This window comes from Mycobacterium sp. PO1 (assembly GCF_017312405.1).
GTDB lineage: Bacteria > Actinomycetota > Actinomycetes > Mycobacteriales > Mycobacteriaceae > Mycobacterium.
Map to the genome: position 1 here is coordinate 1 of NZ_BLTG01000070.1, position 19,128 is coordinate 19,128.

At 66.9% G+C, this 19,128-nt stretch carries 18 protein-coding genes and 1 pseudogene; 8 read left to right on the forward strand and 11 right to left on the reverse strand.

Annotated elements, in window-relative coordinates:
• From J3476_RS20530 to J3476_RS20575, 10 genes are all read right to left on the reverse strand, one after another.
• On the reverse strand, positions 1–1,244 hold a 1,244-nt coding region (locus tag J3476_RS20530), incomplete at its 3' end, for an MCE family protein (protein ID WP_207068211.1).
• Positions 1,241–2,257 (reverse strand): MCE family protein, encoded by a 1,017-nt coding sequence (locus J3476_RS20535; RefSeq protein ID WP_373889100.1) that lies wholly within the window; start codon positions 2,255–2,257, stop codon positions 1,241–1,243. The genes J3476_RS20530 and J3476_RS20535, both read right to left, overlap by 4 nt.
• A 43-nt stretch (positions 2,258–2,300) precedes the next feature.
• Positions 2,301–3,680 (reverse strand): MCE family protein, encoded by a 1,380-nt coding sequence (locus J3476_RS20540; RefSeq protein ID WP_207068212.1) that lies wholly within the window; start codon positions 3,678–3,680, stop codon positions 2,301–2,303.
• 3 nt (positions 3,681–3,683) lie between these two features.
• Positions 3,684–4,538 (reverse strand): ABC transporter permease, encoded by an 855-nt coding sequence (locus tag J3476_RS20545; protein ID WP_207068213.1) that lies wholly within the window; start codon positions 4,536–4,538, stop codon positions 3,684–3,686.
• A 10-nt stretch (positions 4,539–4,548) separates the two neighbouring features.
• Positions 4,549–5,262, reverse strand: a complete 714-nt coding sequence (locus tag J3476_RS20550) for an ABC transporter permease (RefSeq protein WP_207068228.1) — start codon at positions 5,260–5,262, stop codon at positions 4,549–4,551.
• Between the two features lie 497 nt (positions 5,263–5,759).
• Positions 5,760–5,909: a hypothetical protein gene (locus J3476_RS20555; RefSeq protein WP_207068214.1), complete on the reverse strand. Its 150-nt coding sequence runs from the start codon at positions 5,907–5,909 to the stop codon at positions 5,760–5,762.
• Positions 5,910–6,101: 192 nt separating this feature from the next.
• A complete protein-coding gene (locus J3476_RS20560) occupies positions 6,102–6,926 on the reverse strand; it encodes an ATP-binding cassette domain-containing protein (protein WP_207068215.1) in 825 nt (274 codons plus the stop codon).
• Between the two features lie 4 nt (positions 6,927–6,930).
• Positions 6,931–7,989, reverse strand: coding sequence for an ABC transporter permease (locus tag J3476_RS20565; protein WP_207068216.1), 1,059 nt, complete (start codon positions 7,987–7,989; stop codon positions 6,931–6,933).
• A 28-nt stretch (positions 7,990–8,017) separates the two neighbouring features.
• Positions 8,018–9,004, reverse strand: a complete 987-nt coding sequence (locus tag J3476_RS20570; protein ID WP_207068217.1) for a substrate-binding domain-containing protein — start codon at positions 9,002–9,004, stop codon at positions 8,018–8,020.
• Positions 9,005–9,169: 165 nt separating this feature from the next.
• Positions 9,170–10,168, reverse strand: coding sequence for a LacI family DNA-binding transcriptional regulator (locus J3476_RS20575; protein WP_207068218.1), 999 nt, complete (start codon positions 10,166–10,168; stop codon positions 9,170–9,172).
• 93 nt (positions 10,169–10,261) lie between these two features.
• Here J3476_RS20575 and J3476_RS20580 point away from each other — a divergent pair, with 93 nt between their 5' ends.
• Both J3476_RS20580 and J3476_RS20585 read left to right on the forward strand, forming a co-directional pair.
• Positions 10,262–11,251 carry a Gfo/Idh/MocA family oxidoreductase gene (locus tag J3476_RS20580; protein WP_207068219.1) on the forward strand — a complete coding sequence of 330 codons (990 nt, stop codon included), beginning with the start codon at positions 10,262–10,264 and terminating at the stop codon, positions 11,249–11,251.
• The gene (locus J3476_RS20585; protein WP_207068220.1) at positions 11,248–12,018 is read left to right on the forward strand and encodes a TIM barrel protein; all 771 of its coding nucleotides are present in this window, start codon (positions 11,248–11,250) and stop codon (positions 12,016–12,018) included. Before J3476_RS20580 ends, J3476_RS20585 begins: the two co-directional genes overlap by 4 nt.
• Before the next feature lie 5 nt (positions 12,019–12,023).
• On the opposite strand, the gene J3476_RS20590 is transcribed toward J3476_RS20585, so the two are convergent.
• The gene (locus J3476_RS20590; protein ID WP_207068221.1) at positions 12,024–12,755 is read right to left on the reverse strand and encodes a GntR family transcriptional regulator; all 732 of its coding nucleotides are present in this window, start codon (positions 12,753–12,755) and stop codon (positions 12,024–12,026) included.
• A gap of 158 nt (positions 12,756–12,913) precedes the next feature.
• Between J3476_RS20590 and iolC the strand changes: the two genes are divergently transcribed.
• The 6 genes and pseudogenes from iolC to J3476_RS20620 all read left to right on the forward strand — a co-directional run.
• Positions 12,914–14,005, forward strand: a complete 1,092-nt coding sequence (gene iolC / locus J3476_RS20595; protein ID WP_286183415.1) for a 5-dehydro-2-deoxygluconokinase — start codon at positions 12,914–12,916, stop codon at positions 14,003–14,005.
• On the forward strand, positions 13,998–14,882 hold the full coding sequence (locus J3476_RS20600) for an aldolase (protein ID WP_207068223.1): 885 nt from the start codon (positions 13,998–14,000) through the stop codon (positions 14,880–14,882). The genes iolC and J3476_RS20600 overlap by 8 nt, the downstream gene beginning before the upstream one ends.
• A gap of 3 nt (positions 14,883–14,885) precedes the next feature.
• Complete coding sequence (gene iolB, locus J3476_RS20605; protein WP_207068224.1) at positions 14,886–15,782, forward strand: 5-deoxy-glucuronate isomerase; 897 nt, start codon at positions 14,886–14,888, stop codon at positions 15,780–15,782.
• An 11-nt stretch (positions 15,783–15,793) separates the two neighbouring features.
• On the forward strand, positions 15,794–17,743 hold the full coding sequence (gene iolD, locus J3476_RS20610; RefSeq protein ID WP_207068225.1) for a 3D-(3,5/4)-trihydroxycyclohexane-1,2-dione acylhydrolase (decyclizing): 1,950 nt from the start codon (positions 15,794–15,796) through the stop codon (positions 17,741–17,743).
• Positions 17,743–18,759: a Gfo/Idh/MocA family protein gene (locus J3476_RS20615; protein ID WP_207068226.1), complete on the forward strand. Its 1,017-nt coding sequence runs from the start codon at positions 17,743–17,745 to the stop codon at positions 18,757–18,759. Before iolD ends, J3476_RS20615 begins: the two co-directional genes overlap by 1 nt.
• Positions 18,760–18,907: 148 nt before the next feature.
• Positions 18,908–19,128: pseudogene (locus J3476_RS20620) on the forward strand (YncE family protein); the annotation flags it as partial.

Genomic DNA, 19,128 nt, shown 5'->3' on the forward strand with positions numbered 1-19,128 from the left:
GCCGGCGGGGGGGGGGGCGGGGGTCCTGGTGGCGGGCCACCCGGGGGCGGTGCCGGGAGCGGTTCCCGGTACGGGTAGCGGCCGGGAGATTGCGCGGGGACGTTCGGGTCCTGGTTACCGGTGATGGCCTCGGGCAACGTCAGGTGTGGCTCACCGCCCTGCCCCGTCCGGGGATACGGGATCGGCAGCGCCGGGGTCGCCGGCTGACCCGTTTGGGGATCGGTGAGCTGCGAGGGCAGCAACACCGACGGGTCGAGTCCCAGATCGGAGAATGCCGCATCGATGAACGGCTGAACAAACTGGCCCGGAAGCAGGTTCACGACGTAAGCCTTGAAGAACGGACCGGACGAGATGGACTCGCCGAGCGACATCGCGTAGGTGTTCAGACCTTTGATGGCCAGTTGTACCCGCTCCTTGCGGTCGTCGAGGATCGTCAAGGCACCGTTGAGTTTGTCCAGGGCCGGCCGTAGTTCCTCCCTGTTGTCCTCGATGAAGCCCTTCAGCTCGCGCGCCGCAGCCGAGACGCTGTTCCAGATCTGATCCAACGCTGCGCTCTGCGTGCGCAATTCGGCGAGCAGCGCATTCGAGTCCTTGATCAGGCTCACCACCTGGTCGGTGCGCTTCGCCAACACGCCAGTCGCCTTCGCCGCGTTCTCGAGCAGCTCACGGAGACCGGCGTCTCGTTCATTGAGCGTCTGCGCGATCCGCGCCACCCCCTGCACCGCGCCACGCAACTCCTCTGGTGTGTCGGCGAACGTGGTGGCCAACGTGGACAGTGACTCGGACAGCTGTGCGGTGTCGAGCCCTCCGATCGTGGTGGCCAGATCCCCGAGCGCATCGGGCAACTGGTACGGCGAGGTGGTCCGGTCGAGTGGAATGGCTGCCTCGAGAGGGTCGTCGCCGCGCGGGAATACTTCGAGCACCTTTGTCCCCAGGAGACTCTTCGCTCGTATCCGGGCTTCGGATCGGTTCCCGACGTGGATGTCCCGGTCGACCCAGAACTCGACCAACACCCGGTTGCCGTCGAGATCGATGCTGGAGACCTTCCCGGCGGGATATCCGGAGACCTCCACCGCAGCACCGGTGAACAGCCCACCGGAATCACCGAACTCAGCGGAGTAGTAGGTGCCTTGGTTGAAGCCGGGTAGCTTCTGGTAGTTCAACGCGGCAAGCGTGATCGCCGCCACCGCCGTGACACCGACGATGCCGATCACCACCGGATTGCGTTCGGCAAATGACTTCATTTGGGAGCGCACCGCCCCGTGGCCTGCCCCGCCACCTTGATGTACACCGGTTGCCCGCCTTTTCCGTTGAGTTTGAGCACCGCATCACAGAGGTAGAAGCTGAAGAAGTCGCCGTACATCGCCTGGCGGTTCAACGCCCGGTACTTGTCCGGTAGCTCGTCGAGGAACCTTTCGAGGTATTCGTGGTCGGCGACGGCGATGCCCGCGGTGCGGTCCAGTTCTCGCACCACTTTCTGGAATGGGGCGCGAGCCTGCGACAGGAGATCGGCGAATGAGCCGGCGCCGGCATCGATGTGGGCGACCGCGGTGGACAGGTCGGACCTGCGTGCAGCCAACCCTCCCACCAACTCCGATAGTGAGGTCACCGCCTTGTCGAATCTCTCGTTCTGACCCCCGAGTGATCGGAGAACCACGTTGAGGTTGTCGATCGTCTCGCCGATCAGCACGTCACGATCAGCCAAGGTGTTGGTCACCGCGGCCGCCTGGGTCAGAAACGAGCCGATGGTGGGTCCCTGCCCCTGGAATGCGTCGATCAGTTGCGCGGTCAGCTCGTTGACCTGATCGGGGTCGAGCGCCCGGAACAGCGGTTGGAAGCCGCCGATGACAGCGTCCAAGTCGAGTGCCGGCCGCGTTCGATCGCTCGGAATGGTGTCACCCGGATCGAGTCTCTGGGTACTCCCGGCGCCTTCCAGCAAGGCCAGAAACCGGTTGCCGATCAGGTCGTCGTACCGGATCTCGGCACGTGAGCCCTCGGTGAGAACCACTGTGTCATCGGCAGAGAATTCCACGCGCACCGTCGAGTCACGGTTGACGGTGATGCTCTGAACCTTGCCGACTTCAACCCCGGCGATCCGAACAATGTCACCGTCACGCAGTCCAGAGACGTTCAGGAACTCGGCGCCATAGGTCTTGCTCGGCCCGAACCGCAGCTGCGCGAACACCGACAGAAGCACGAACGCCCCGATCGCGCAGACCGTCAGGAACACCCCCAACCGCCATGCGGCGCTTCTCAAAGCGGCCACCAGTGCACCTCCTGATTCGTGGCTCCGCCGAGCCTCATGGCGGCGTCTGCCCGTTCAAGTGAGGTTGCGCGGGGCCCGGTTCCGGCGGACCCGGAGGAAGGCCCGGCCACAGCGGAATTCCGCCGGGGCCGTACATCGCCGCACCGTAGGGCGGTGCGCCGGGGTACGGTACCGGCCCGATCGCCGGACCGGGCAGGCAATTCCGGACGCTCGGCCGCTCAGGCACCGCTCGCGTCGCGGGCAGCCAGTTCGCGTAACAGGGGAAACCGATGCCGGGATTGGGACGCACATCCAGCCCTCTGCCCCATCCGGTGTTGGTGATCAGTTGGCGCACTGGAAAGTTCTTCGCCACGTCGGGCAGGGATCCGCAACCCGGAGCCCCGCCGGGGCCGCCCTGCGCTGCGACCACAGGCAGGTGATCCGGGTAGCGGTAGGGGTCGTTGCCGAGCAGCAGCGCGACATCGAAATGCAGCGTGCGGCCGTCGGTGCCCCCGAACACGTCGTATCCCCCGTTCTCGAGATTGAAATGCGCGCCCTGCAGGAAGCAGGTGTAGGTGGGGCTGTACTCGAGCAGCAGATTCGTGGTGGGTTCGAGCACGTCAGCAGAAGCGACAAGGTCGTCCTTGCTTGCGACGAGCACGTCGATACCGGCATCACCGAAACCGACGATGTTGAGCAGCAGGCTGTCGAGCGAACTGGACTTATCCGCGATGGTGCGGCTGGTGGTACCGGCGGCATCGAGGACAACCAGAATGTCCTGCGCGGCAGCGGCATAGGTGTCGTTGAAGTCCTTGAACGAACGCCAGTCTTCGCGGATGAGGTCACTGCGGTCGTTGAGTGCGGTCAGCACCTGGTTGAGATCGGTGGTGGCCTGGCCCATCCGCTCGCCCTGTCCGCGCACTGCGTCGGCGACCGCGCTCAGCACAGCGTTCAATTTCGCCGGGTCGATCATGTCGACCAGATCGACGACATTCTCGAACACGGTGTTGACCTCGGTGCTGACATTGCTCGAGCGCACCACTGCGCCTGCGGTGAGGTGTTCGGGGCTGGGGTTCTCCGGATAGACCAAGTCGACGAACTTTGCGCCGAAGGCTGTCGTGGCCTTGATCTGCGCCTCGACATTGGCCGGAATGTGGTGGATCTGGGCGGGATCGAGCTCGAGCTGAAGCTCGGCACTGCCATCGGAAGCGCCGACGTGGCCGACCCGGCCGACCTCGACGCCGCGCATCTTCACCTTGGCGTTGGTCTCCATGATGAGACCTGAGCGCTCAGACTTGAGGGTCACCGGCACCGACGAGTCGAATGATCCCGCGAAGATGGCCGACGTGACGACGACGAAGACGACTGTCAGCACGACCAGTATCAGGGCCCACCACTCCGGGCGGATGCGGCGGTCGCCTGGCCTCGTTTCCATCGCTCAGCCCGCCAGATCGAAGTTTCCGGACTGCCCGTACACGGCCAGTGAGATGAACACGATCTCGACGGCGGCGATGACCATGGAGGTGCGGACAGCGCGTCCGACGGCCTCACCCACCCCGGCCGGCCCCCCGCTGGCGGTGAATCCGTAGTAGGTGTGCACGAGCATGATGACAACCGTGATCGCGACCACCTGGAAGAACGACCAGATCAGGTCGGTGGGGTTGAGGAAGGTGTTGAAGTAGTGGTCGTAGACGCCCGAGCCCTGTCCGTAGATCACGGTCGTGCCCAGGCGTGCCGCCAGGAACGCCATCATCACAGCCACGCAGTAGAGCGGAATGACGACGATCGTCCCGGCAATGACCCTGGTCGACGTGAGGTAGGTGATGCTTCGGATGCCGATCACCTCGAGGGCGTCGATCTCCTCGTTGATCCGCATGGCTCCGATCTGGGCGGTGGCCCCGGCCCCGACCGTCGCCGACAGCGCCACGGATGTGGTGCCCGGCACGATCAGCCGCACGTTGAAGAACGCGGAGGCGAAGCCGGTCAGAGCTTCGAAACCGACTGAGGCCAGCTGGTTGTAGCCCTGCACTGCCACCAGCGCTCCCGTGGTGACCGTGAGAAACCCGACGATCGCGACGGTCCCACCCACTACCGCGAGCGCACCGGCGCCCAGGCCCATTTGAGCGATCAGCCGCCACACTTCGGTCCGGTAGTTGACCAATGCATCCGGAATCGACATCAGCGTCTTGCCGTAGAACTCCGCCTGGGTACCGACGCGTCGCCATCCGCTCAGCGCCGCGCCCGTCACGCGGCGCAACCGCTGAAATCGCTTACTGGGGACGGCGAGAGTCATCGGTTGCGCCTCACTGCACCGTGAACTGGATACCGACGGCGGTCACGATCACGTTGATCGCGAACAACACCATGAAGGTGAACACCACGGTCTCGTTGACGGCGTTGCCGACACCGGCCGGGCCACCGCCTACCGATATTCCCTTGTAGCAGGCGATCAAGCCGGCCGCCATCCCGAAAAGCGTTGCCTTGACCAGGGAAACGATGACATCCCCGGGGCCGGTGAGTAACGTGAGGCCGGCCACGAAGGCACCGGGTGAGACGTGCTGGACATAGACCGTGAAGAAGAAGGCCCCGGTGAGGCCGACCAAGATGACCGTGGCCGACAACGCGAGCGCCACCGTGGTCGCCGCCAGCACCCGAGGAACTACCAGAGCCTGGATGGGGTTGATTCCCATCACGCGAAGCGCGTCGATTTCGTCCCGGATGGTGCGGGCGCCCAGGTCGGCACACATCGCGGTGGCGCCCGCCCCGGACACCACCAGAACCGTCACGATGGGCCCGATCTGATTGACCGTGCCCACCGCGGCGCCCGTACCCGAGAAGTCGGCTGCGCCGAACTCGGTGAGCAGAATGTTGAAGGTGAAGACGAGCAGCACCGAGTACGGCATCGTCAACATCAGAGCGGGCACCACCGACACCCGTGCGACGAACCACGACTGCAGCACGTATTCGCGCCACGCGAAGGGTGGTTTGACCATCGCGACGAAGGTGTCCAGCGACATCGCGAAGAAGCCCCCGAGTGCAGACCACGGCTTGGCTGCCACACGCGCCAGCGTCACCTCTCACGCTCCGATCTCAGTGATCCGCTGCGCATCGAGTGACAGCGTTCAGGTGTCGCCATGTCCCGATGCGCCGTGCTCCTTCGAGTTTCGGCACATGGCATGGGCGAACGCTATCCGCGACTGAATGGCTGTCGCTGCTCCATGAAGGGGTATATATGTCACCCTTGCGGGTCACTTGGCTTTCAGCCGCCGCCACGGAGGGACGGCACGCCTGGCAAAGCCGGGTACTCACTCACCTCCGCCACCGGCGCAGCGCGAGGCCGGGCCACTCCGGCGCCGGCCCTGTCCGCCGCCGCGACAATGGCGAGCACGAGGACACCCGCCGTCTGGGACAGATCTGGTTGTGAGCGCCGCAGGTAGTTCTGAACGACCACGAACGTCGTCAGTCGCGCCGACCCGTCAACCCCAGATCAACAGGCTCGGCGACCCCCGCCAGCTCAGTGTGGATCGGCCTGGTCGACTGCCGAGGCCCGGCGCTCGTGCCAACGCAGCCGCAGCAGCAACAGACCACGGTGCGCGCGCCATCCCGCCGACAGCGGGTCGCGCCAGGCCGGGAGGTAGGCCCGTGCTTCGAGATCCCTGTCCATGCCCTCCATTGTGCCGAGGTATCGGCCCGAGGGCTCTCCGACGCGACAAGCGTCACCATGTCGAGACCGTGAACGTCTCGTGGCGACCGGCACACCTGGGGGTGACCTGTGGTCCGCACTCATTCGCGCGCCATCGCCTGCGCCGCAGAATATCGGGCTGAGCTGCGACGTCGGCTGATCGGAAAGGCCCGGTCAGTCCTTGCCGCTGCGCAACTCGTGCGACAGCGCTTCGAGTTCGTCCCCGCCGGCCATCTCCTGGGTGAGATGCTCGAGGGTGATGTCGTCGTAGGTGCAGTCCAGCTTCTGGCGGCCCCGGTTGAGCAGCACGAAGTGATCGCCGACCAGGTGTGCGTGATGCGGGTTGTGGGTGATGAACACCACGCCGAAGCCGGCTTCTTTGGCCGCGGTGATGTATTTGAGCACCACGCCGGACTGTTTGACACCCAGCGCCGCGGTCGGCTCGTCGAGGATCAGCACCCGCGCGCCGAAGAAGACGGCCCGGGCGATGGCGACGCATTGTTTCTGACCGCCCGACAGCGAGCCGATCGGGACGTCGACGTCGGGGAGGTCGATGCCCATCTTGGACAGCTCCGAGAGCGTCGTGGCACGCATCGCGTTGGCGTCCAGCGAGTACGGAAACGTCTTCTTGCGCAGCTCCTGGCCGAGGAAGAAGTTGCGCCACACCGGCATCAGCGGCACGACGGCGAGGTTCTGGTAGACCGTCGCGATGCCTTTGCCGAGAGCTTCGGCCGGCGAGCTGAACGTGGTGGGCTTGCCGTCGACGAGCAACTGCCCCTCGCTCTGCTGGTGCAGGCCGGCGATGATCTTGATCAGCGTGGATTTCCCGGCGCCGTTGTCGCCGAGGATGCCCGTCACCTCGCCGGCGTGCACCCGCAGGCAGATGTCTTTCAGTGCGGTGATGTTGCCGTAGGACTTGCCGATGTTCTTGAGCTCGACGAGCGGGACCTTGCCACCGGATTGCGCGTCACTGCTGGGCTTTTCGACTGAGATGGTCATCGGATCACTTCTTTGCGGCGTAGTTTCGGAAGGCGTTGTTGGCGATCACCGCGAACAGCAGCATCGCGCCGAGGAAGAACTTGAACCAGTCCGGATCCCACCCGGCGTAGACGATGCCCTGGTTGGTCATGCCGAAGATGAACGCGCCGATGGCCGCACCGATGGCGGTGCCGTAACCACCGGTCAGCAGGCAGCCGCCGATGACGGCGGCGATGATGTAGAAGAACTCGTTGCCCACGCCCTGACCGGACTGCACGGTGTTGAACGCGAACAGTAGGTGCATGCCGACGAACCAGGCACAGAACCCGACGAACATGAACAACCCGATCTTGACCTTGGTGACGGGCACCCCGACCGCACGGGCTGCTTCGGCGTCGCCGCCGACGGCGAAGATCCAGTTGCCAATCTTGGTCTTGAACAGCACGTACGTCGCGACCGCGGTGAACACCAGCCACCACACCACGGTGATGCGGATGCTGACGTTGCCGATGGTGAACGAGGACGCGAACACCTTCTGCGCCGAATCCCAGCCCTGCATGTCGCTGACGCTCTGAGTGGCGACCTGCCCGGCGACCAACTTGGTGACCGCGAGGTTGATGCCGGCGAGCATGAAGAAGGTGCTCAACGTGATCAGGAAGCTGGGGATTCTGGTCTTCATCACCAGGAACCCGTTGAAGAATCCCACCCCGAGGGCGAGCACGAGCGCCAGCGCCGCACCGGCCCACAGGTTCAGGTGCAGGTTGTAGGCGAGCATCGAGGCGGCCAGCGAACTGAAAGTCACCGCGACACCGGTGGACAGGTCGAACTCCCCGCCGATCATCAGCATCGCCACGCCGCAGGCCATGATGCCGATGGTGGAACTCGCGTAGAGCACGGTGGCCAGCGACGAGGCCTCGCGGAACGGCTCGGCGACGACGAGGAACAGGACGAAGATCAGGATGGCACCGATCGCGGCACCCACCTCGGGACGAATCATCAAACGCTGCAGGCGGTTGCGTTCCTTGACCCGTTCGTCCCGGACGACCTTGTGGGTCGACGCGTCGGGGTTGGCTTGCGTAGTCATGTCAGTCCTTCGTTACCGGCGGGCCGTCTCAGCGGGTGCCGCCGCGGGCGTACTCGGCGACCGCGTCGATGTTGGAGGCGTCGATGAAGGCCGGCCCCGTCAACACCGGCGCACCTCCGCCCATGACGTTCCCGTTCGTCAGATACAGCCACAGCGAGTCCACCGCCAGATAGCCCTGCAGGTAGGGCTGCTGGTCGACCGCCCATTGCACGTCGCCCCCTTCGATCGCGTCGACGAGCGCGGCGTTGGTGTCGAAGGTGCCGATCTTGGCGGTGCTGCCGGCGTTCTGCGCCGACTGCACCGCGGTCAGCGCGAACGGGGCGCCGAGCGCGACGATGTAGTCGATGCTGGGATCCTGCTGCAGCTTGGCGGTGATCGTCGCTTCCACCGACGGCATGTCCTTACCGTTGACGTTGAGGATCTCGGCAGCTGGGAAGGTGTCGCGCACACCGGCGCAGCGCGCCTCGAGATCGACGTGGCCCTGCTCGTGGATGACACACAGCGCCTTGGCCGACCCCTCGGACTGCAACCGCTCACCGACGCCTTGCCCGGCGATGAAACCGTCCTGCCCGAAGTACTCCTTGACCCCCATGGCCTCCCAGGAGTCCATGCCGGCGTTGAACGCGACCACCGGGATGCCCGCCGCGTTGGCCCGCTCCACCGCCGCGCGCATGGCGTCGGGCTTGGCCAGGGTGACGGCGATGCCGTCGACCCCGCTGTCGATCGCGGACTGCACCAGGTTGGCCTGGTTGGGCGCCTCGGGGTCGTTCGAGTATCGCAGCTCGATGTTGTCTTTCTGAGCGGCCGCCTCGGCGCCTTTGCGGACCAGGTCCCAGAACGAGTCACCGGGAACCTCGTGGGTGATCATCGCGACCGTCTTGCGCGGAGTGTCGACGGTGCCGCCGCCCGACCCGCCCTCGGAACCCTCAGGTGCGCCGCCGGTGCTCGAGCATGCCGCCATCCCCAGTGCCAGCACGCCCGCTCCCGCCAGCGCCGCAAGCCGCTTGAACGTCATCGCTTCTCCTTGTCCTCGAATCTCCGCGATGCCCCGGTAGAACCCCAGCGGGTCGGTGTCGGGCGGCACGCCTCGGGATTGATGTAATACGGCTCACACCGGAAAGTCAAGACTTTGTCCTGACATTAGGACCGCAAGTCATATGGGCTGACACATCGCTGCTGCTCAACGCGTCGGCGGCGCGGTCGTCTGCCGCGCAATGAGCTGCGGCTCGCGCACGAGGTCCGCCGCGCGTTCGTCGCGACCGTCGGCGGGGCCCTCGAGACGCCCGACCAACCGCTGCACCGCACCCGCGGCAAGTCCGGCCGCGTCCTGGCGAAGTGTGCTCAAGTTGATGTGAGCCAACCCCGCCAGTGCGCTGTCGTCGTACCCAAGCACCGAAACATCCTGTGGCACAGCTATCCCCGATCTGATGAACACATCCATCACCCCGAGCGCGCAGCGATCGTTGAAGGCGAAGACGGCGTCGGGCCACTCCCCCGATGCGACGATGGCCGAGGCCGCGGCGGCGCCCTCACGTTCGGTCAGTCCACCGGGCCGAATCAATTCGGGCTGCCCCGCATGCTGCATGGCGCGCCGATATCCGCGTAGCCGCTCCACGGCACCGGGCGCACCTCCGCCGTCCAGGAACAGGATCCGGCGGTGCCCCAGACCCAGCAGATGCTCCACTCCCAGCCGGGCACCGGCGACGTCATCGCTGCGCACCGCGTCGACGCCGCGTACCCGGCGGGCCAGCACCACAAGCGGTACCCGGTCGGCCAACTCGGCGAGCCGGCCGGCCCGCTGAGCGGGGCCGATGAGGAGGAGACCCTCGCATCGGTCGTCGACCAGCGTTCGCACGGCGCGGACTTCATCGCGGTGTGGGGTCACGGCGCTGAGCACGACGTCATAGCCGAGCGCCTCGGCGGCGACGTAGACACCGTCGACCAGGTCCGCATGAAACTCCTGTCCAGCCGCGAAGGTCAGGCCGAGCAGGTTCGTGCGAAGCTGACGCAGCCGCCGCGCACGCGGATCGGGCCGGTAGCCGATGTCGTCGGCGGCGCGCTTCACCCGCTCACGCGTCTGCTCACTCGCGCCGGCGGCCTCGCGCATCACAATCGAGACCAGCGCCCGCGAAACGCCGGCGCGCTCGGCCACGTCCGCCAGAGTGGGTCGCCGCTGCACCGCCTCAGCCTAGAACGTTCCAGTCCGATCGTTGACGAAACGCGCCGCAGCGTTCTACGTTACTAGAACGTTCTAGTTCGATCGGAGTTCAGCATGACCACACCGTTGCCCGTCGGGCTCGTCGGCGCGGGCTGGATGGGCAGCTTTCACGCCGAGACCCTGGCTCACCGTCTGACCGGAACCCGGCTGGTGGCCGTCGCCGACCCGGTCGTCGAGGCTGCCGAAAGACTCCGCGCTGCTGGAACTCTCAGCGCAACAACGATCTATCGCGATCCACTCGAGCTGATCGCCGATCCATCGGTCGAGGCTGTCGCCATCTGCTCGCCGGCGGCCACCCATGCCGATCTCGTCGTCGCTGCCGCTCGAGCGGGCAAGCACGTATTCTGCGAGAAGCCGATGGCCTCGACGCTTGCCGAGGCCGACCGCGCCGTGGAAGCTGTCCGGGCGGCCGACATCGCCCTCCAAGTCGGGTTCAATCGCCGCTTCGCCGCCGACTTCGCCGACATGCAGGCACGGATCACCGCCGGAGAGATCGGCACCCCGCAGGTGCTGCGCTCGCTGACCCGAGATCCCGGCATCTCGGCCACGGACGCCGCACGCGTCAAACCGTGGGCGGTCTTCACCGAAACTCTGATCCACGATTTCGACACCGTGCGCTTTCTGAACCCGGGCGCTCAGGTGACCGAGGTCTACGCGCAGGCCGATGCGTTGGTCCATCCCCAACTCGCCGGGCAAGGCTTCCTGGACACCGCGGTCGTGCAGATCCGTTTCGACAACGGGGCGTTCGCCGTGGCCGAGGCCAGTTTCCAAGCGGTGTACGGCTATGACGTACGCGGTGAGGTCTTCGGCTCCCGCGGTGTCCTGCTGGCCGGACGCGAACCGGACCACGCGGCTGGGGCCAACATCGAACTGTTCCACGACGCCTACATCGCGCAGTTCGCTCACTTCGCCGAGTGCGTCCGATCAGGTGTCACGCCGTCGGTGACCGGCACCGACGCGCGCGCCGCCCTCGAGATCGCCCTCGCCGCACGCGAATCGGTCGAGACCGAAGCGCCCGTCACGCTCAACGGAGCGCGGCGGTGACGTTCCAGCTGGCCGTCAGCGCGGAGATGGCGTTCACCGACCTCCCGATCGTCGAACGCGTCATGCGGATCCACGAGCTCGGGTTCGCCGCCGAGATCTGGAGCTGGCACGACAAAGACCTCGCGGCGCTGGCCGCCACCGGTGCGACGTTCACGTCGATGACCGGCTACCTGCACGGCGATCTCGTCGATTCGGACACCTGCGACGAGGTGATCCGGACCGCCGAGCTCAGCATCGCAGCCGCCGAGACCCTCGGGGTCAGCCGACTCAACCTGCACCCCGCAGAACTCGTCGACGGGCGGGCGGCAAGGCCAAGGCAGCGCTCCACCGGGCAGATGTGGCTCACCGCCGCCCGCACGCTCGCACACCTGGGGGACCTCGGCGCGTCAGCCGGCGTGACGTTCTGCCTGGAGAACCTCAACACGATCGTCGACCATCCCGGTGTACCGCTGGCCCGCGCCAAGGACACCCTCGCGCTGGTCGAGGGGGTCGGACACCCGAACGTGAAAATGATGCTCGACCTCTACCACGCGCAGATCGGCGAAGGGAACCTCATCGATCTGGTCCGCCGCTGCGGCGACGCGATCGGTGAGATCCAGGTCGCCGACGTGCCCGGTCGATGCGAACCCGGCACCGGCGAGGTCTTCTATCCGGCCGTCGCCGCCGCACTGCGCGACATCGGCTACCGCGGCACGATCGGCATGGAGGCCTGGTCACGCGGCGACAGCACCGCCGCCCTGAGCGCCTTCCGGGCGGCGTTCACCTGACAGGCCTAGCGGTCGACCAGTGTGGTGTCGAAGTAGTACCGCGATGCCCGATAACCGTGATCGCCGAATTCCACCGCCGCACCCGAGTCGTCGAACGCGGTGCGCGCCATCGTCAGCAGCGGCGCGTTGGGTTTTTCGTCGAGCAGCGCCGCCTCCTGCCGGGTCGCGCTGCGCGCCCCGATGCGTTGGCGGGCCAGCCGAATGTGCACGCCGCGCGCGCGCAGCGACTGGTAGAGCCCGTTTCTCTCCAATTCCTCAGGAGCCGGCGCGATATCGGCGGGCAGGTAGTTCGTCATCAGCGCCAGAGGCTCACCGTTGGCGCAGCGCAGCCGCTTGATGACGGCCACCTCCCGGTCTGCGGCGAGGTTCAGCTCACGGGCCACCTCGTCGTCGGGCGGACCGACGTGGTACTCCAGCAGTCGCGTCGACGGCTCCTGCCCCGCCCGGACGAGGTCGTCGAACAAGCTGGTCAGCTCGACGCGGCGGTGCACCGGGTTCTGCACGACCTGGGTACCGACACCGCGCTTTCGAACCAGCAGCCCCTTGTCCACGAGTTCCTGGATCGCCCGCCGCGTGGTCGGCCTCGACAACGTCAGCCGCTTCGCCAGAGCCAGCTCGTTCTCGAATCGGTCACCAGGGGCGAGTTCGCCATCTCTGATGGCCGCCTCGATCGCCTGAGCGAGCTGATAGTAGAGGGGGACAGGGCTTGACCTGTCGAGCTCCACTGTCAGGGGCACGTCGGCTCCGATCTCGCGTAGGACCAGTCGAACAGTAGCTGCATCCTAACATCGGACGTGCAAAAGATAGAATGTCAGGACAAAGTCTTGACATGCGAGCGTGACCGGGGGCACAGTCTTACCAAGCCACCCACACCTATCCGTCGGAGTGACTCTTGATGACCCATCAGCCATACGACGTCCTTGCCATCGGGCGGTGCGGCGTCGACGTGTATCCGTTGCAGGTCGGCGTCGGACTCGAGCATGTGGAGACGTTCGGAAAGTTCCTCGGCGGCAGTGCCGCCAACGTCTCCGTCGCCGCTTCCCGACTCGGGCAGCACTCGGGGTTGATCTCCGGCGTCGGCGACGACCCGTTCGGCCGCTACGTGCGCGCTGAACTGGCGCGCCTGGGCGTGGACAACCGTTACGTGGCCACCCACGACCAGTTCCCCACCCCGGTGACGTTCTCCGAGATCTTTCCTCCCGACGACTTCCCGCTCTACTTCTACCGCAAGCCGAGCGCACCGGACCTGCAGATCACCGTCGATGACATCGACACCGAGGCGGTCCGCACCGCCCGGCTGTTCTGGGCGACGGTCACCGGGCTGTCCGAAGAGCCCAGCCGCAGCGCACATTTCGCGGCCTGGGCGGCTCGCGATGAGCGCTTGCGCGAAGAGCATCAGTGGAGTGAGCGCTTGCGCGAAGAGCATCAGCCGAGTGAGCGCTTGCGCGAAGAGCATCAGCCGAGTGAACGCTTGCGCGAAGAGTATCGGCACAGTCAGCGAGAACCGCTGACGGTCCTCGACCTCGACTACCGGCCGATGTTCTGGGCGTCGCCGGCGGAAGCGACCGAGCAGGTGCAACGCGCGCTGGCCCACGTCACGGTGGCCGTCGGCAACCGCGAGGAGTGCGAGATCGCCGTCGGCGAGACCAACCCGCACAAGGCGGCCGACGCACTGCTGGATCTCGGTGTCGAACTCGCCATCGTCAAGCAGGGTCCGCGCGGAGTGCTCGGCAAGAGCCGACGATCGTCGGTCACTGTGCCGCCCAACGAGGTTGACGTGGTCAACGGCCTCGGCGCCGGCGACGCCTTCGGCGGCAGCCTGTGCCACGGTCTGCTCAACGGCTGGCCGCTGGAGAAGACCCTGCGCTACGCCAACGCCGCCGGCGCCATCGTCGCGAGCCGGCTCGAATGCTCGACCGCCATGCCGACCGCAGCCGAGATCGCCGCTCTCGCCGAACAGACCGCCGTGGAGGCCGTGAATGTCTGACACCCCCCAGTGCCCGGACTACGCGGCAGTCAGCGAAGTCCGGGCCACCGATCCCGCCGCGGTAGCCCGGGCCTGGGCGCATCGCACCACCCGGCCGACACTGCGCGGCAACGGGAGACTGATGATCGTCGCCGCCGATCACCCCGCCCGCGGCGCCCTGGCGGTCGGCTCCCGGCCTACCGCCATGAACAGCCGTACCGACCTTCTCGATCGGTTGCGCGCCGCGCTTGCCGACCCTGGGGTGGACGGTGTGTTGGCCACCGCCGACATCCTCGACGATCTGGTGCTCCTCGGCGCTCTGGAGGACAAGGTGGTGTTCTCGTCGTTCAACCGGGGCGGCCTGGCCGGCGCGTCGTTCGAGCTCGACGACCGGATGACCGGCGCGACCGCCGCGTCGACCGGCGCAGCGAAGATGAACGGCGGGAAGATGTTGTGCCGGATCGACCTCGACGATCCGGCTACCGTGTCCACGCTGGCGGCCTGCGCCACGGCCGTCGACGAACTGGCCGCACTCGGTCTGATCGCCATGCTGGAGCCGTTCATGTCGACCCGGGTCAACGGCAAGGTGCGCAACGACCTGTCCCCCGATGCCGTCATCAAGTCGGTGCACATCGCTCAGGGCCTGGGATCGACCTCGGCATACACCTGGATGAAGCTGCCGGTGGTGCCGGAGATGGACAGAGTGATGGAATCGACGACCATGCCGACGCTGCTGCTCGGCGGCGACCCCACCGACCCCGACGAGGCGTTCGCCAGCTGGGAGAAGGCACTCGGCCTCCCGGCTGTGCGCGGTCTGATCGTCGGGCGCACCTTGTTGTACCCTCCGGACGACGACGTGAGCTCGGCGGTCGCCACCGCTGTGGCGATGGTGAGGTGAGCTGTGCATTCCACGCTGTACATCCCCGCCAACAGCGCACCCGCCCCGTACACCGTGGCGATCACCCCCGAGGACGCCGGATGGGCTGAATCCTCGCTGCATGTCGTCGATCTGGACGAGCACGGTGAGTTGGCTCTGCACACCGGCGACACCGAGGTGATGATCCTGCCGCTGGCCGGTGCGGGCAACGTCACCTGTGGCGACGACACCTTCGCACTGTCCCCGCGCGAGTCGGTGTTCGACGGTCCCGCCGACATGGTCTACGTGGGTCTCGACCAGACCTACACCCTGGCGGGCCGCGGCCGCATCGCGATCTGCGGTGCACGCGCCGAGACCTCGTTCCCGAACCGCCGGGTGGCGGCCGCCGACGTCGCCGTCGAGTTGCGCGGAGCGGGCAACTGCAGCCGCCAGGTCCACAACTTCGGCACCGCCACCGCGTTCGAGGCCGATTCGCTGATCGCGTGCGAGGTCCTCACCCCCGGCGGCAACTGGTCGAGCTACCCCGCGCACAAACATGACGAGAACACCGACGTCGAGACCCAGCTCGAGGAGATCTACTACTTCGAGATCGACGACAGCCCGGCGGGCACACCAGGTTTCGGCTACCACCGGGTCTACGGCACTCCCGAACGGCCGATCGAGGTCCTCGAGGAGGTGCGCTCCGGTGATGCGGTGCTGGTGCCGCACGGCTACCACGGGCCCTCGATCGCGGCACCGGGCCACCACATGTACTACCTCAACGTGATGGCGGGTTCGGGGCCCACCCGGGCCTGGCTGATCTGCGACGATCCCGCCCACACCTGGCTGCGCGCCAGCTGGGAGCACCAGCAGATCGATCCACGGCTGCCGTTCCCGCAGCCCCGCTCCGACACTCGATCGCCGGCCCCGCCGGCTGGATAGGAGACTGACCAGTGGTTTCCACCGCACCGAAGTCGACCGAGAAACTCGCCGACACCGAACCGACCGTGCGGCTCACCGTGGCGCAGGCGACCGTCCGCTTCCTGGGCAACCAGTACGTCGAGCGGGACGGTCAGCGGCACAAGTTCTTCGCCGGATGCCTCGGCATCTTCGGCCACGGCAATGTCGCCGGAATCGGGCAGGCCCTGCTGCAGGACGAGGTCGAGGCGGCCGAGGCGGGCGTCGAGCCGGCACTGAAGTATGTGTTGGGTCGCAACGAGCAGGCCATGGTGCACACCGCGGTCGGTTACGCGCGCCAGCGCGACCGCCTGCAGACCTGGGCGGTCACCGCCAGTGTGGGGCCTGGTGCGACCAACATGCTCACCGGCGCCGCGTTGGCCACCATCAACCGGTTGCCGGTGCTGCTGCTGCCCTCGGACACCTTCGCGACCCGGGTCAGCGCCCCGGTGCTGCAGGAATTGGAGCTGCCCTCCAGCGGAGACGTGACAGTCAACGATGCGTTCAAGCCGCTGTCGCGCTACTTCGACCGGGTGTGGCGTCCCGAGCAGCTGCCCGCCGCCCTGCTGGGAGCCATGCGGGTGCTCACCGACCCGGTGGAGACTGGAACGGCGACCGTGGCCCTCCCCCAGGACGTCCAGGCCGAGGCGTTCGACTGGCCGGTGTCGCTGTTCGCCGAGCGCACCTGGCACATCGGCAGGCCGCTACCCGAGCGTACCGCACTCGCCCGCGCCGCCGAGGTGATCCGCTCGGCGGCCAAGCCGCTGATCGTGGCCGGCGGTGGCGTCATCTACTCCGGCGCGAACGATGCCCTCGCGCAGTTCGTCGCGCGGACCGGCATCCCGGTCAGCGAAACTCAGGCCGGCAAGGGCGCAGTGCTGCACGACGATCCGCGCTCGGTGGGGGCGATCGGCTCGACGGGGACCACAGCGGCCAACGCCCTGGCCGCCGACGCCGACGTGGTCATCGGAATCGGCACCCGATACAGCGACTTCACGTCGGCATCGCGCACCGCGTTCAACAACCCGGAGGTGCGGTTCGTCAACATCAACGTGGCGTCGCTGGACTCGGTGAAGCACGGCGGCATCAGCGTCGTCGCCGACGCACGGGAGGCCCTGGATGCGCTGAGCGAGCTGTTGGCCGACTACTCGGTCAGCGAGCGCTACCGGGACAGGACGGCCGGCCTGATGGCGGAATGGAACGACACCGTCTCGTCGGTCTACCGCACCGAGGACGGCGTGCCGCTGAACCAGAACCAGGTGATCGGACTGGTCAACACGCTCTCGGACGCCCGCGACGTCGTCGTGTGCGCCGCCGGTTCCATGCCCGGTGACCTGCACAAGCTGTGGCGGACGCGCGACCGCAAGGGGTATCACGTCGAGTACGGCTATTCGTGCATGGGGTACGAGATCGCCGGGGGAATCGGGGTGCGGATGGCCGCCCCTGACCGCGACGTGTTCGTCATGGTCGGTGACGGCTCGTACCTGATGATGGCCACCGAGCTGGTGACGGCCGTGCAGGAAGGCGTCAAGGTCATCCCCGTGCTGGTGCAGAACCACGGCTTCGCCTCGATCGGTGGCCTGTCCGAATCGCTGGGCTCGCAACGGTTCGGCACCGCGTACCGGTACCGCGGTGCGGACGGCCGCCTGGACGGCGACACGCTGCCGGTCGATCTCGCCGCCAACGCCGCGAGCCTCGGCGCCGACGTCATCAAGGCCGGCACCGCCGCCGAGTTCGCCGACGCGGTCAAGACCGCGAAAGCCGCCGAAACCACCACCGTCATCTACGTCGAAACCGATCCGCTGGTCTACGCGCCCGACAGCCACTCCTGGTGGGACGTGCCCGTTTCCGAGACGTCGACGCTGGACTCGACGCAACAGGCCTATCAGCGGTACGCGGACTGGAAGAAGGTCCAGCGCCCGCTGATCAACCCGTCGGATCGCTGATGGCTGACCTGCGTATCGCGGTGCTCGGTGTCGGCGTGATGGGCGCCGACCACGTCGCCCGCATCACCTCGACGATCTCCGGGGCCCGGGTGGCGGTGGTCAACGACTTCATCACCGAAAAGGCCGAGCAGATCGCCGCCGCCATCCCGGGCTGCCGCGCAGCCGCGGATCCGATCGACGCCATCGCCGCCGACGATGTCGACGCCGTGGTGCTGGCCACGCCCGGCACCACCCACGAGGCACAGCTGCTGGCCTGCCTCGAGCATCGCAAACCCGTCCTGTGCGAGAAGCCTCTGACCACAGATGTTTCCACGTCGCTCGACATTGTCCGGCGGGAAGCCGATTCGGGTGTCTCACTGATCCAGGTCGGTTTCATGCGCCGCTTCGACGAGGAGTACATGCGGCTCAAGACGCTGCTCGACGGTGGCGAGCTCGGCCGCCCGCTGCTGATGCACTGCGTGCACCGCAACGCCGGCGTGCCGTCGTACTTCGACAGCACGCTGATCGTCAAGGACTCTTTCGTCCACGAGGTCGACGTGACGCGGTTCCTGTTCGACGAGGAGATCGCCAGCGTCCAGATCATCACGCCGGTGTCGAATCCCGGTGCGCCGCAGGGTGTCATCGATCCGCAGATCGCGATCATGCGGACGGCGTCGGGCAAGCACGTCGATGTCGAGTTGTTCGTCACCACCGGCGTCGGCTACGAGGTGCGCACCGAAGTGGTCGGTGAACGCGGCAGCGCCATCATCGGACTCGACGTCGGAATGATCCGAAAGTCGGCGGCGGGCACCTGGGGCGGTCACCTCACGCCGGGGTTCCGCGAACGTTTCGGCCGCGCCTACGACATCGAGATCCAACGCTGGGTCGACGCGGTCCACCAAGGCCGAACCAGCGGCAACTTCGTCGACGGACCCACTGCCTGGGACGGTTATGCCGCAGCCGCGGTGTGCGCGGCCGGGGTCCGATCCCTGGCAACCGGCCAACCCGTCGACGTGCAGCTCGCCGAGCATCCCTGATCCCACTTCGGGTTCGGGAGACCGTCGCGTGTCGAGATCGTGGCGCCGGCGGGGCGAGCGGCGCCGGCAGGCTTGCGCCGGGCGGCGGTGAAAGTCCGTAATGTTCTGTAAGGACTGCCTCGACAGCCGCCCGGGTATCCGTCCCGGCATGAAGAGACTGGGCGGAGCCGTCGCGATCGCAGTGCTGCTAGCCGGATGCGGTGGCGAGCCCGCCGAGCAGGCCGCCTCGTCACCCGATTCCAGCCCCCGCAGTACGCCCACCACCACCGGACTCGTACCCACCGGCGTGCCCACCGAAGGCACCCGCCCGCCCACCGAGACGCTGCCCCCGCCGGCCGAACCCCGGTCGGCGGGGGCAGCGTCTCGGTG